The 13,089-nt window shown below is 69.4% G+C and carries 12 protein-coding genes and 1 pseudogene; 6 read left to right on the top strand and 7 right to left on the bottom strand.

The genetic code is table 11. From position 1 onward, the window contains the following. Window positions 1-57 precede the first annotated feature (57 nt). Window positions 58-558: a hypothetical protein gene (locus tag C9F11_RS00065; protein WP_138957282.1), complete on the bottom strand. Its 501-nt coding sequence runs from the start codon at window positions 556-558 to the stop codon at window positions 58-60. A 126-nt stretch (window positions 559-684) separates the two neighbouring features. Next, window positions 685-927, bottom strand: coding sequence for a hypothetical protein (locus C9F11_RS00060; RefSeq protein ID WP_138957281.1), 243 nt, complete (start codon window positions 925-927; stop codon window positions 685-687). A gap of 556 nt (window positions 928-1,483) precedes the next feature. On the opposite strand from C9F11_RS00060, the gene C9F11_RS00055 reads away from it, so the two are divergent. Beyond that, window positions 1,484-3,736 carry a tetratricopeptide repeat protein gene (locus C9F11_RS00055; RefSeq protein WP_138957280.1) on the top strand — a complete coding sequence of 751 codons (2,253 nt, stop codon included), beginning with the start codon at window positions 1,484-1,486 and terminating at the stop codon, window positions 3,734-3,736. Window positions 3,737-3,798: 62 nt separating this feature from the next. Then, a complete protein-coding gene (locus C9F11_RS00050; protein ID WP_138957279.1) occupies window positions 3,799-4,644 on the top strand; it encodes an AAC(3) family N-acetyltransferase in 846 nt (281 codons plus the stop codon). Window positions 4,645-4,758: 114 nt separating this feature from the next. Here the strand turns inward: C9F11_RS00050 and C9F11_RS00045 are convergent, their stop codons facing one another. From C9F11_RS00045 to C9F11_RS00035, 3 genes are all read right to left on the bottom strand, one after another. After that, a complete protein-coding gene (locus C9F11_RS00045; RefSeq protein ID WP_138957278.1) occupies window positions 4,759-4,983 on the bottom strand; it encodes a hypothetical protein in 225 nt (74 codons plus the stop codon). A 103-nt stretch (window positions 4,984-5,086) separates the two neighbouring features. Beyond that, a complete protein-coding gene (locus tag C9F11_RS00040; protein ID WP_138957277.1) occupies window positions 5,087-5,467 on the bottom strand; it encodes a hypothetical protein in 381 nt (126 codons plus the stop codon). Then, window positions 5,464-5,901: a hypothetical protein gene (locus C9F11_RS00035; RefSeq protein ID WP_138957276.1), complete on the bottom strand. Its 438-nt coding sequence runs from the start codon at window positions 5,899-5,901 to the stop codon at window positions 5,464-5,466. The genes C9F11_RS00040 and C9F11_RS00035 overlap by 4 nt, the downstream gene beginning before the upstream one ends. A 263-nt stretch (window positions 5,902-6,164) precedes the next feature. On the opposite strand from C9F11_RS00035, the gene C9F11_RS00030 reads away from it, so the two are divergent. The 3 genes from C9F11_RS00030 to C9F11_RS00020 all read left to right on the top strand — a co-directional run bounded on the left by C9F11_RS00030 (window position 6,165) and on the right by C9F11_RS00020 (window position 8,897). Then, window positions 6,165-6,416 (top strand): hypothetical protein, encoded by a 252-nt coding sequence (locus C9F11_RS00030; RefSeq protein ID WP_138957275.1) that lies wholly within the window; start codon window positions 6,165-6,167, stop codon window positions 6,414-6,416. Window positions 6,417-7,111: 695 nt separating this feature from the next. After that, complete coding sequence (locus tag C9F11_RS48390; RefSeq protein WP_249401518.1) at window positions 7,112-7,471, top strand: hypothetical protein; 360 nt, start codon at window positions 7,112-7,114, stop codon at window positions 7,469-7,471. A gap of 202 nt (window positions 7,472-7,673) precedes the next feature. After that, the gene (locus C9F11_RS00020) at window positions 7,674-8,897 is read left to right on the top strand and encodes a hypothetical protein (RefSeq protein ID WP_138957274.1); all 1,224 of its coding nucleotides are present in this window, start codon (window positions 7,674-7,676) and stop codon (window positions 8,895-8,897) included. A 139-nt stretch (window positions 8,898-9,036) separates the two neighbouring features. Here C9F11_RS00020 and C9F11_RS48385 read toward each other — a convergent pair whose 3' ends face one another. After that, on the bottom strand, window positions 9,037-9,438 hold the full coding sequence (locus C9F11_RS48385) for a DUF6193 family natural product biosynthesis protein (RefSeq protein ID WP_269078063.1): 402 nt from the start codon (window positions 9,436-9,438) through the stop codon (window positions 9,037-9,039). Beyond that, window positions 9,435-12,257: a DEAD/DEAH box helicase family protein gene (locus C9F11_RS00010; RefSeq protein ID WP_138957273.1), complete on the bottom strand. Its 2,823-nt coding sequence runs from the start codon at window positions 12,255-12,257 to the stop codon at window positions 9,435-9,437. The genes C9F11_RS48385 and C9F11_RS00010 overlap by 4 nt, the downstream gene beginning before the upstream one ends. Window positions 12,258-12,532: 275 nt before the next feature. On the opposite strand from C9F11_RS00010, the pseudogene C9F11_RS00005 reads away from it, so the two are divergent. Further along, window positions 12,533-13,089 (top strand): annotated as a pseudogene (locus tag C9F11_RS00005) (transcriptional regulator); the annotation flags it as partial.

Below are 13,089 nucleotides of genomic sequence, written 5' to 3'. Positions count from 1 at the left end.
CCGCGTGCCGTGGTCTGCGGTCTGTGTCCAGGGCAGGCCAAGGCCGTGGAAGAGGGCTTACTGTTGTGGGGGGTAGGTGTGGAAGCGGGAGCGCACCGCGTTCAGCCGCCGCCGCAGCTGCACCTCGATGCCGTTGATGCGGGGCCGGTAGGTGTCGTGGACGCAAGTCCTGCCGTCCTCGCCGACCAGCGGCCCGACGTCCTCCAGATACTGACGGGCAGCGGTGACGATCTCCATCAGCCGCTCGGTACGCGAGCGCGGCACACGCGCCGCGCCCGCGGTCTTGACCCGCCGGTCGCCTGTGGCCGGTCCGATCCGCAGCTCCAGGAGCGCCGCGCGCTGCTCCTCTGCCAGCCGGGGCCACCTGCGGTGCTGGTCGCACAGCCACTTGCCGAGATCATCGCCGCGGAAGATCCGCTGTCCGGTGAGGAGTTCGCCGCGGCGCCCGCCCTCTTTGTAGAAGGCTTCCAGCAGGACGAGTTTGCGCTCGAAGGCGGCGTTCCAGGGTGCTCCGTCCTGTACCCGCCACACGCCGAGCTCCTCCAGCGCGCGGACCACGTCGCGTTCCTGCTCCCGCGCACCGTAAGCGGGTCGGCGGCACTCGCTCAGCAGTCTCCCTATCCGCACGTCCTGCCCGTCGGCGCTGATGGTCTCCTCGATGCCGGGCAGGCGGTGCCCATATGGCTATGCGTGCAACCGAGCCGCCTCCAGCAGCAGTTGCCGGGCCGACGCCTGCGGCTTTCCCATGCACCCGTATTCGCCAAACAGGGCGGACAGGTCCGCGGGCACCCGCCGCGGCCGCCCATGCCAGACCTCTAGCCCTTCCTCGGGGCCGAGCTCGGCGGTCAGGGTGCGCAGGGCGTCGCGGGTGCGGCGCCACTGCCGCCGCACCCGCTCCAGCCGGACCACCACGACCCCTAGCCCCACAGCCCGCTCCTGCTTCTCCGTCGACTTTCGCCCCCGCCCCCCCTGCCTGTCCCTCGGCCCGCTCCCGGTCCTGCATTTCCACCTGCTCCTGACCCTGTCCTGCGGCCCGGTCCAGGTCGGACTCGGGCTTCTGTTCCTGCGCCAGCTCCTGCCTTCCCGCGAGCTCGGGCACCTGATCCTGCTCGTGTTCCTCCGCCACCTTCTGCTGCTCCTTGTCCTTCTTCTTGAACAGAGGGACGCGGGTGTAGCCGAGGGGGAGGGTTTCGTGCCAGTCCACAGGTACGCGTAGGCGCCTGTTGCCGCGGAGGCTGGCTTCGCGGAGCCGCATCAAGGCCTTCACGCATCTTCGACCTGTGTGTGGTGCGTACTTCGTCCCGCGGACTGCCGTGGAGCGCCTCCCTGTGTTCCACGGCTGCGTCATTGCGCTGGTTTATGCGCAGAGCACGGCTGGAAGTCTGTGTCACGGAGCCCTAGGCGCTCTATTCCGGGGGGACTGGTGGACGCGAGCCTGGTGTGGACGGCGGCGGGCACGTTGGGGACGTGTGCCGGGTTAGGTATGACGTGGATCCAGTTACGGGTCCAGCCGGTGGACAACCGTCAGGACCCGGTGCCGCGGACGCCGTCGGTGCTGGGGGCGTCGGTGGTGCCGCCCACTGGGCGGTTGCCGGTCGAGACGCGCGGCCGCGACCTGGTGCTGGGACAGTTGCAGGAGTGGTTGCGCAGGCCCCCGGCGGCAACCATTGTGCTTGTCGGGCTTGGTGGTGTCGGCAAGTCGACGGTGGCGGTGGCGCTGGCCGAGCGTGCTCTCCGCGGAAGGAGGGTGCGCCGTCGGGGCAGGCGGGTGTGGTGGATTTCGGCCGCGGATGAGTTGAGTCTCACGGCCGGGCTGGTCACGGTCGCCCGGCAGCTGGATGCCACCCCCGCCGACCTGCATGCTGTGGCATCAGGGGCGCCGGACGCCCCTGACCGGTTCTGGTCGCTGCTGGAGCAGACAGCGCCCGGATGGCTGTTGATCTTCGATAACGCTGACGATCCTGCGGTGCTTGCCGGGGGTATGTCGAGATGGCGGGGCGGATGGAGGCGTTCCGTCGCGGGAGGCGGATCAGCGGTGAGTGACGGAACCGGCTGGATACGTCCGTCCCCGTGCGGACTGACCGTGGTGACAAGCCGGGACTGCGACCCGCGAACGTGGGGGCGGCACGCCAAGGTGCGTCCCATAGGTCCGGTGGATGAGGACGCCAGCGTCCGGGTGTTGCTCGACCTGGCCCCCCAGGCGGGAGACGAGGCCGGAGCGCGGCTGCTGGCCCAGCGGCTGGGCGGCCTGCCACTGGCGCTGTATCTCGCCGGAACATATCTGGACTCCGCCGTTGCGCGGTGGCGAACCTTCACCGCCTACCACCACGCACTCGACAGCGCTGGGAGGGCGCCGCTACTGGACGACCCTCAGGCGGAGTCTCGCGCCATGGTGACGCGGACGTGGGAAATCTCCCTGGACGATCTGGCGCGATGCGGAGTGCCGCACGCGCGTCCCCTGCTCCGCCTGCTCTCCTGCTGGGCCGCCGCAACCTCGATACCGCTGGACCTGCTCGACGTACGCTACCTCGCGTGCCTGCTTCGGCCGCCAGCCGCTGGCCATGCCGGTGAGGGGGACGAGAGCGACGCAGACCAACTAGAGACGGCGCTGCGCGGCCTGAGCAGGCTGGGCCTGATCGAAGCGCGGATATCCGGTCCGCAGACTGCGATCGTCATCCACCCGGTGGTGGCTGACAGCAACCGTATTCACCTGGCGTCGGGCGTCGCGCGCCCGGGCGAGCCGGACGCGGATCGCGTTCGGCGAGTCGCCGTCGATCTCATCACCTCGGCCCTGTCCGGTCTGAGTCCGTACGCGCCCGCCGACTGGCGACGCTTCCAGTTGATCGGTGCGCATCTGCATGCCCTGTTCGGCACTGTTGCCCTGCACTTGGTGCATGAGCCCCTCGCAGCGCTGATCTCAGCCGCCTGCACCACAGCTTGCGCCCTCGACCAGAGTGGAGCCATCAGTGTCGGCGAAAGCTTGTGCCGTGCTGCGTTGGACCACGCGTCCAGCCTCGGTGAGGATCACCCTCTGATCCTCCAACTCCAGCACCAGCTTGCGTGGGAGACGGCCACCATGGGCGGCCACGACCAAGCGGAGGGCATGTACCGACTGGTGTACCTGGCACGTCGGCGGATACTCGGCGAGGATCATCCCGACACGCTGGTCACCCGCCACGAGCTGGCCTGGGTCGCCGCCGCCCAAAAACGCTGGGCAGAGGCGGAGAGCGGCTACCGGAGTGTCCTGCCCGCTCTCCAAAGGACACTCGGTGAGGAGCACATCGCCACTCTGTACACCGGTCACGAACTCGGCTGGGCGCTGGCGAACCAGGGGCGGCTGGAGGAGGCCGAGGCCGAGCTGCAGCCCGTCCTGCGGACCCGGCGACAGGTACTCGGCGAGGAACATCCGCACACACTGACGACAATCCACGAGTTGGCGTGGATTATGGCCAGGCGCGGTAGGTCTACCGAAGCGGAGGTGATGTACCGGCAACTGCTGGACGCGCGCCTGCGGATACTCAGCGACGAGCACCACCACACCCTGTCCGCCCACCACGAACTGGCCTGGGTCCTGACCCTGCAAAGTCGTTGGAACGAGGCGGCGGCGGAGTACGAGAAGGTCCTGAGGGCCCGGCGCCGGGTGCTCGGAGAGCCCCACCCCGACACACTGGCGACCCTTTCGGCACTCCAGCAGCTCGAGCACGGTCAAGTCGCCGACGCACGCCACGTCGCCTGAGAACACTTCACAACTCACCACTCAGATCACGCGGAGCACCGGACAGAAGGGAACGCGGCATCATGGTGATCACTGCCGAACAACTCGTCGCAACCATCGACGAACTGGCACTGGCGCAACGGCCGGTCATGATCCATGCATCGCTTCGGTCCTTCGGCGAGCCCATCGAGGGCGGAGCGGACGCTGTACTGGACGCCTTGCTCTCCCGCGGCTGCACCGTGTTGGTCCCGTCGTTCACCGAACCGCAGTTCGGCGTCATTCCACCAATTACGATGCGCCCGGCCCGCAACGGCATCGACTACGCGGCTCTGCCCGACGAGGCGGCGGCCAGACCCGAGGCAGCCGCCCACTACACCGTCGACTGCGGCGTCATCAACCCAGGCATGGGCGTACTGCCGACCCGACTGCTCGCCCGAGGCGCGGCGAGGCGCGGCCAGCACCCGCTCAATTCCTTCGCAGCCATCGGGCCACAAGCCGCCGAACTCGTCGACACTCAGACCCCGACCAATGTGTATGGACCCGTGCGTGCCCTTGCAGACACCAACGGCTCCATCCTTCTGGTGGGTGTCGGACTGAACCGGATGACCGCGCTCCACCTGGCCGAACAGGATTCCGGCCGACAGCTGCCCATCCGCTGGGCGCGCACAGCAGACGACCGAGTGATCATGGTGGAGACAGGCTCGTGCTCAGAGGGATTCCCACGCTTGGGACCCTGGCTGCAGCCGCTGGCACGCACTGCCCGGGTGGGCGGGTGCCTGTGGAGCGTCTACCCAGCGAAGGAGACCCTTGCCGCCGCGGTCGACGCCATGATCTCCGATCAGGGCGTCACCCACTGCGCCGACGCCGGTTGCCTCGCCTGCCGGGACTCGGTGGCCGGCGGTCCGATCGGCCCGATTTCGCTGGGATGACGCAACCGACTCCACCAACGGCAGGGGCCGGGCGGCCCGGACGGAGCCCAGTGGCTCGCCAGCGACCAGCTGGAATACATCCGCTACCTGTGAGACGACCTCTACGAGCCTGGCCTACAGCTCCAGCAGAGCCCAGAGCCGGTTGCCCGGCTCGTCGCGTCCGGTGTCGGCCCCGCAGGAAAGCACCCCCAGCGCAGCGATCTCCTCCAGGAACGCCTCGCCGCTTGGGCCGGGCCCGTCCTGGTGGGAGAGCGCCATGACGAGTGCGGCGCCGTCCTGGTCGGCGACGTGGACGGTGATGCGCTGGCCGCCGTCGCCGAGCGCGGCTAGCAACGCCATCCATTCGCCTCCCGAGTCCGCTGACGGCCGCCGGGCTGAGCGCCCGTCACATGCTCCCTTGTCTCGGGCGTGGCCGCGGCGTCGGCGGTGGCCTGCAGGATGCTCATCGGGCGGTGTGCTCCTTCTCGTCGTGGCGGGTGAGATAGGTGAGCTGGAGCCAGCGCCGGGCGTCGTAGCCCTCGGCGCCGCGCCACGGAGCGGCCAGGTGCCACACGCTGTTCCAGGTGGCGCGCACCCGGCGCAGCCGCTCGGCCTCGACGGCAGGCCCGGCGCTCTGCCGGTAGAGGAGGTCGTGGTGCAGGGCGGCGGCCAGGTGGGTGAGCGCGGTGGCGAAGCCGAGGGCGGTCCTCTGTGCGTTGCCGGACGGGCCGTCGTAGGCCAGCGGGCGGACCCCATCCATGAGGTAGTCGTGGACCGCCTCGACGTCGGCCCAGGTCAGCTCGTCGGCGTAGCGCAGCAGGCACACCGGCCGGTCCGCGGTCATGGGTGGGCCCGCCGGGCGCGCTCGTCCGCCACCACCGCATCCGCCGCCTGCTGGGCCTCCCACCAGTCGCTGTGGTTCTTTGCCTCGGCAGCCTGCCGGGCTTCGCGGAAAGCGACTTGCTGCCAGCGGTCGACGTCATATCCCTCGGTGTCCCGCCAGCCCGCGGTGAGCCGGCAGAGCTCGTTCCAGTGCCCCATCCGGGCCTCCAGCGCCTCGGCGGTGCCGTCGTCGGCGAAGTCGCGGCGCAGCTCGAACAGCTGCCGATTGATCGCGGCCCCCAGGCCGTGGGTTACCCGGCAGACCTCGGGGTCGTTGCGGTGCGCCAGGCGCAGCTCGTGCAGCCGGGCGGTCATGAAGGCGTCCAATGCATCGACGTCGGCGCGGGTGATGTCGGCGGTGTACGGCAGCGTGAAGATCGACTCGGTCTCGGTCATCGAACCGTCTTGACTCCCCTCCACTCCGCGACCCTCTGCAGCACGTGTCATGTGGTGCTCCCTCCCTGCGGGCGTCCCGGTGCTTGACTGTTCGTCATGTCCGGTCTATCGCCCCGGCACGGCCCGGGGAGCCCGTTCGGCTAAATCTGTCAGGCCACCCCTGGGGCTGAACACGGGCACTGCACCCTCCAGCCCTCCGGTACACCCACCCGTTCGGCCGCAGATGCTGGCTCGGTGAGGCGCCGGGCCCAGAACATGAGGTCATGACGACGAATGGGCCCACCCCGGGCCATCCTTACGATCCCGCACTCAACGAATCGCTGGTCGGCTCCGCCTGCTACGAGGCGATGGCCACCGGCGCCGTGGGCGTCGAGACGGTGCGCCAGACCGGAACCATGGTCAAGACGCACCTTGAGCAGCGCGGCGAGACCCGCCGCACGAAGATCAACGCTGATGTCGAGCGCGAACGTATCCAGCAGTCCGCGCCCCCGCCGCCGGACGGCGACAACCCCTGATCAGGACGGCTCACCACCGCCGGGGCAAAACACCCGCCCCGGCGGGCACCTCCAGCAGACGGGGCACGTCGGATCATCGCGACCAGATGATCCAAAAGAAACGACATAGAGGGGTCATCAGCGGGCGTTGCGGACGTTCGCTGTGGTCCGCCACCACCTGGTACTGCCGGTCCTGGACGGCCTGGACGAGATGGACCCCCCCAGCCCCCCGACAACACCCCCGCCCCCGCCGCGCCCGCGCCCCCAACGCCTACCAGGCCTCACACCCGATACAACCTCCCCCGAGCCCTGCAATCGCGGGCCCGCGGATCCCACCCACCTCGGAAGGCACCACGCCGTGACCAGCCCGCCCCCCACCGCCCAAGCCACTGCCCGTCTGGAGCCGGTCCGGCCCAGCACCGCACCGGTCGCCCACGGCGCGGTCATCATCAGCGCGATCGAGACCGTGTGGAAGGAAATCCGCGCCCGCCACCCGGCCGTGCCGGACATCTGTGTCACCACCCCGCCCACCGCCAGCAAGCACGATCCCACCAGGTGCACCACGCTGCGCACAGGCCGCCGCTTCGTCCGCGACGGCCGCCTGGTCATGGAACTGCAGGTCGCAGCCGCCACCTTGAGCCACGGAGTGCGTCTGATGCTGGAAGGGCTGCTGCACCATGCCGCCCACGGGCTGGCCCTGAACCGGGGGATCACCGATGTCAGCGGCGGCGACCGACGCTGGCACAACAAGCGCGTACCTGGCCCGGGAGGTGGGTCTGCTGCCGCCCCGCCGCTCGGACCCCTTTGTCGGCAGGGCCCACAGCATCCTCACCGACACCGAGGCCGCCCGGTGGACCGACGTCATCACCGCACTCGACGCCGCGGCCGCCGTCCAGCTCCAAGCCGCCGTCCAGATGGTCGAAGCCCCGCGCACCGCCCGGTCCGGTACCCGCTTCGCGATCGCCTGTGAATGCGTCCCGCCCCGCCGCCAGCAGGTCACACCGTTCTTCTATGAGCAAGGACCCGTGCTGTGTGGCCTGTGCCTGACCGTGTTCCGCCGGCACCCCGGCTCATGACCAGGGTGCAGGGCACTCGTTGGGCAGGGCGCTCGCGTAGAAGTGCACAGCGGGCCCGGGGCTGTCACCGCGACGGCTTCGGTCCTCTGGTGCTGGCGGCTGCGTCCAGGACTCGGCGGCCCGCCCTGCCGACGAAGCCGTACGCATCCTGCGTACCGCTGCCCTCGTACCGATTGTCAGTGGTGGTGTTCACAATGGGGGCATGCGTGAGCACAGTGGGCCATTCGGTAAAGGCAGTCTCCGGCAACTTCTTGCAGGTCGCCTGGACAAGGCCATGAAAGCGATCAACGCCTGGGACGCGGATGATCTGTTGGCGTCGCCCGAGACCGACATCATTGAGCACTTGATCGATGAGTACGGAGCACAGGCTCCCGTGGTGCATCGGGACCGGATGCAGCGACTGCCCTCGAGCGACCACATCTCGACCGTTGACGATTTCATGGGGCGCCGGGAGATCCGGCAGACTGAGATCACCTTCTTGGTGCCCTGCGAGGGCGACCTGGACCTGATGAGATACCGCCCGGGTGCCTACACGTCGTTGCTGAGCGGACAGACCGCGAAGATCGTGGGCTCAGAGATCGAGGTGATCTGGCGTGGGAAGACCTCTGACCCCGCCGTCGTCCTGCACAAGATCAATGATGAACTCGACATCATCGAGAAGAACCTGGACAGCGCACGTTCCGAGATCGCGGGCCACAACGAATTCCTGAGGAAGACGGTGTCCGAGCGGGTGTCGCTCAGGAAGCGCAAGATCCTCGCCGATCGGGAGCTCGAAGCTGCTCTCGGGATCCCTGTGCGGCAGCATGACGGGCCGCCAGCGTTCTCCGTTCCCGTCAGCCGTCGGCAGGTGATGCCCCGGCGCCATCCCGTAGCCGCGCAGCCGTTCCAGCCCGAATGGGAACTCCTGGAGAAGGACTACGAAGAGGCAATTCGCGTCATTACGCACTCCCGTAACGCTCTCGAGCGGACCCCTGGAACCATCGCCAAACTGGGCGAGGAAGACATCAGGAACCTGCTCTTGGTCAGCTTGAACAGCACGTTCATGGGAGCAAGCGGGGGCGAGCTGTTCAACGGGGACGGCAAGACGGACATCCTGGTCCGTGTGGAAGACCGCAATGTCTTCATTGGGGAGTGCAAAATCTGGGACGGCCCTAAAGTCGTCGGTGATGCACTCACCCAACTCTTGAAGTATCACGTGTGGCGCGATTCAAAGGGCGCCCTGCTGCTCTTCATCCGACGGGGAGACGCGACGAGCACGATCCGCAAAGCGATCCAGAAGATCGAAGAGCACCCGAACCACAAGCGGACCCTTGATGCCCGGCCGTCCGACGGCCGCTACGACTTCGTGATTCGAGCCAACGACGATGCCGAGCGGGAAATCCACCTGGCATTCCTTCCCTTCATTCTCCCCCTCAAGCAGGACTGACTGGCACAAGGGACCGCCGACCCCTCACGCCCCGATGCAGCAGCTGCTCCACGGACACGGAACTTCATGACGTCGCCGCAGCCGGCTTGCTCCCGGCCTGGCCGGTCAGATTCCGGCACACGGCCGCGTGCCCGATTCTTCAGCCTTCGTGTGTCTGCTGCTTCTGTGTTGCGGCTTCATGAGCTGCGAGTTCCTCGGGGGTGCCGAGGAAAGCGGGGCCGCAGCCTGACGGGAGGTGCTGGATCACCATGGCGATGGCCTCCCGCGCTGTGGCTGCCGGGCCTACCGTCTGGCTCCGTAGCGGGCCGGAGACCCGGTAGGTGCCGCCAGCGGCGGGCCGAATGTAAGGGATGTCCCAGGTCCACCGTGGTTCGGTACAGCGGCTGAAGTGCAGCTCTCCCATCCCAGTCCAGGGAAACAGCCGCCGCAGGCGGGGTTCCTCGTAAGCCGCTTCCAGCAGCTCGCCCCGCACCCGTCCCTCAGCATGCACTGCCTGCCAGCCCGCTTCGACGCGGACTTCGACGCTCGTATCCCATTTCACACCCCTATCGTGCCTCCAGATCCGTCCGGGGCATGCCCCGGTACCGGGCCGCCCAGCTGCTCCTGCGCGCTGTCGTGGGCCGTCTCCGCCCAGGGCAGGCCGAGACCTGCGAACAGCGCCTGCTGCTGCGGGGGATAGGTGGGGAAGCGGGAGCGCACTGCGTTGAGGCGTCGCCGCAGCTGTACCTCGATGCCGTTAACGCGGGGCCGGTAGGTGTCGTGAACACAGTGCCGGCCGTCTTCGCCGACGAGCGGGCCGATCTCCTCGAGGTGTTGGCGGGCGGCGGTGACGATTTCCATCAGCCGCTCCGTGCGGCTGCGTGGCACGCGGGCCGCGCCCGCAGTCTTGACCCGCCTGTCGCCCGTGGCTGGCCCCATCCGCAGCTCCAGGAGCACCTGGCGCTGCTCCTCTGCCAGCCGGGGCCACCGTCGGTGCTGGTCGCACAGCCACTTGCCGAGATCGTCCCCGCGGAAGACCCGCTGTCCGGTGAGGAGTTCGCCGCGGCGCCCGCCCTGGGCGTGGAAGGCTTCCAGGAGGACGAGCTTGCGTTCCCACCCAGCGTTCCAGGGTGCGCCGTCCCGCACCCGCCACACGCCGAGCTTCTCCAGCACGCGGGCAACGTCCTGCTCCTCGTCCCGGGCGCCCCAGGAGGGTCTGCGGCATTCGCTCAGCAGTCTCCCGATGCGTACTTCCTGCCCATCGATGCTGATGGTCTCCTCGATGCCGGGCAGGAGGTGTCCGTACCGGTCCGCGTACTCCCGCGCTGCCTCGACCAGGAGCTGCCGTGCTGAGGCCCGGGGTTCCCACACGAACCCGTACTCGCCGAGCAGGGCAGCCAGGTCCGCGGGCATCCGCCGCGGCCGCGCGCGCCAGACCTCCAGGCCTTCCTCGGGCCCGAGCTCTGCGACCAGGGTGCGCAGGTCGTCGCGGTCGCGGCGCCACTGCCGCCGTACCCGCTCCAGCTCCCACCCCAGCCGCACCACGACCTGCGGCTCCTGCGCGAGCTCGGGCACCAGATCCTCCCCGAGCCCCTCCGCCAGCTCCTGCTGCTCCTCGCTCTCCTTCTCGAGCAGGGGGATGCGGCTGTAGTCGACGGGGAGGGATTCCTGCCAGTCCACCGGCACCCGCAGGTGCCCGGTGCGCTGGTGGTAGGCGGTGACGGCGCGCATGAGGCGTTCGGTGTCGGCGGTGACGGGGTCGGACAGCACGGTGATCTTCAGCCAGTCCGCGACCACGGCCGCTGAGCGCTGCCGGGTGAGCTCCAGCATCTGCTGGAGCTCGCGCGCGCGTTCCTCGGCCCGCTCACGCGCCTCCGTGGCCGGCTGCACGCGGTGGGGGCCGCGGCTGCTGCTGCGCCCGGCACGCTCCAGCCGCCGTACGGCTTCCTGCGGCCCCTCCGGCTCCTCGTCTGCGCGGTCGGTGTGGTCGGGTTCGTAGGACTCCAGTGCGCGCAGCATGTTGATCACCGGCACCCAGTCCGGCCCGACCAGCGTGTCGTCAGCGGCCTGGGCGAGGTGGAGGACGGGCACGATGATGGAGGCGACCTTGTCCGGGTTCCCGTGGTCGTAGCGCACGGCGCGTCCGGCGATCTGCAGGAGGTCGCCCTGCGCCGCGCGCGGGTCCACGAGGGCGACGGCGTCGACGGCCGGGACATCCACGCCTTCACTCAGCAGCCGCACGGAACACACGACCGCCAGGTCCACCGGCCGCCCCCGGAGATCTGTGCCCGCCGCCAGCGCCGCCAAGGCCCGCTGCCGCTCCCTGGCCGGGGTGCCCTCATGCAGGGCTGCGGCCCACACCCGCCGCGGCGCCGACGTCCCCTGCCCATGCAGCACCCGCGCCAGCTGCGCCAGCGAGGCCGCGGCCGCGCGTGCTCCAGCCACAGTGGAGTGGTAGGTCAGCAGCCGCCGGCACCCCACCCGCCCTGCGGCCCGCAGCACGGCCCCCAGCGACGCGGTGAGCAGTTCCGCCCGCACTCCCGCGTCAGCCCGTCCCCGCGCCGCGACGAGCTCGCGCAGACGCGCCTCGTCGACCTCGGCGGCCACCACGGGGCTGTGCGCGAGCTTCCCGCGCCGCTGTGCCTCCCGAAGCCCCAGCCGGTAGGCGACGGGGCCGTGCCTGCGCTCTGAGAGCCGCACCACCGGATCACTCGCCCGAAGCCGCCCCTGCTCATCCCAGTGCACCGCCCCCAGCAGCCGCGGTGTCGCCGTCATCGACAACCGGTGCCACGCGGGCACGAGGTGCTGCTCGTTGATCCGCCCCCACACCCGCGAGGTCTCGGTGTGGTGGGACTCGTCGCACACCAGCAGGTCCCATTCCGGCAGCGGCCGCGCCCCGTCCCGCTCCACACTCAGCCGGTGCCCGGCAATCAGTGAGTTCTCCACGCTCGCGTACGTCGCCAGCACCGTGAACCGGCCGCCCTGGGCGGCGAAGGCGTTCGCGTGCCACGCCACCACCCGCGGGTCCGTCGTCACCCGCACCCCCGGCTCACCGGCCAGCGCGGCGTCCCGCGGCGCGTACACCGCGATCACCGGCCCGCCGCGTCCGGCCGCGCGCAGCACCTGGTAGGTCTGCTCGAGGAGCGCCCGTGTGGGCACCACCATCAGCAACGACCCCCGCGCCGCGACCAGGCCCGCGATCCGCGCGGCCACCCACGTCTTGCCCAGCCCGGGCGCCATGTGCAGCTGGGCCCGGAACCGCGGACGCCGCGCCCTGGGGGAGGGGGTGTAGACCCGCATGATGGCGGCGACGGCGTCGTCCTGGTGGTCGTAGAACGCCGCGAGCTCGGCCTCCGACCGGACGGCCGCATCCACCTTCACGATCAGCTCCCGGAGATGCTCTGCAGGGGTGCCCGCGGATCAGCCGAACACCCAACCAACTTCCTTTTGTGACAACCTAGACCGCCACGCCCGGCGCTGTCTGCCGGATGCGGGACATCCCTCCTCGCCCGAGCGAGCAGTCGAACACACACCCCAATCACCACCTCGAAATTCCGGCGATGAAAAGCCTGTGAAATGGCCGTCAACTCACTGCGGAGTAGCGGGAATTGCGGTAGTGTGTAACCAAGCGATTATGGTGATGGGAGGAGGGGAAAGTGCCGGAAAGGACGATGGAGTTCGGTAAGTACGGTGCCCATGGCGTCAAGGGCCACGAGGCTGTTGCCCGGCAGCTCGACCGGCTCGCTGGATTCATCGCCACGCCCATTACCGCGCGCCGTGGTCTGATGGCCCGTCTGCACTACCTCACCCGCACCCCCCACGCCCGTGAAGCGGCCCGTGCGGCCGGCCTCACCGTCACCGACCGCACCCTGAAGGCCTGGCTGGCCGGCCAGCGCAGCCCCTCCAAGCAGAACCTGCAGCACATCGAGACGGCCTACCGCACGGTGCGCCGCCGTAACGTGGCCCGGTACCTGACCAGTCGTCTCAATCGTGAAGGCCGCGGTACTCGGGTGGAGTTCCACCCCCTGAACCAGTCCCGTGTCAGCCGCCCCCACCAGCGGGTCGTGCAGTTCCGTACCCTCAACGTCCGCCACTGGGACCGCATCGTCGACGCCTGGAGCACCGGCAACGACGCGGCCCTGGACGACGCGTGGGTGAATGACGCGGTGGTCGACCTGGCCACAATGGGGCCAGTACGAGAACGTCACCAACA

It is taken from the genome of Streptomyces sp. YIM 121038, assembly GCF_006088715.1.
GTDB lineage: Bacteria > Actinomycetota > Actinomycetes > Streptomycetales > Streptomycetaceae > Streptomyces.
Note: the sequence above shows the minus strand (reverse complement) of the source record. Positions and strands in the feature narration are given on the sequence as shown.

Excerpts from the sequence above, each read along its gene's own strand:
- C9F11_RS00055 (WP_138957280.1), top strand. The coding sequence starts at position 1,484 with ATGACGTGGATCCAGTTACGGGTCCAGCCGGTGGACAACCGTCAGGAC.
- C9F11_RS00050 (WP_138957279.1), top strand. The coding sequence starts at position 3,799 with ATGGTGATCACTGCCGAACAACTCGTCGCAACCATCGACGAACTGGCA.
- C9F11_RS00045 (WP_138957278.1), bottom strand. The coding sequence starts at position 4,983 with ATGGCGTTGCTAGCCGCGCTCGGCGACGGCGGCCAGCGCATCACCGTC.
- C9F11_RS00040 (WP_138957277.1), bottom strand. The coding sequence starts at position 5,467 with ATGACCGCGGACCGGCCGGTGTGCCTGCTGCGCTACGCCGACGAGCTG.
- C9F11_RS00035 (WP_138957276.1), bottom strand. The coding sequence starts at position 5,901 with ATGACCGAGACCGAGTCGATCTTCACGCTGCCGTACACCGCCGACATC.
- C9F11_RS00030 (WP_138957275.1), top strand. The coding sequence starts at position 6,165 with ATGACGACGAATGGGCCCACCCCGGGCCATCCTTACGATCCCGCACTC.
- C9F11_RS48390 (WP_249401518.1), top strand. The coding sequence starts at position 7,112 with ATGTCAGCGGCGGCGACCGACGCTGGCACAACAAGCGCGTACCTGGCC.
- C9F11_RS00020 (WP_138957274.1), top strand. The coding sequence starts at position 7,674 with ATGCGTGAGCACAGTGGGCCATTCGGTAAAGGCAGTCTCCGGCAACTT.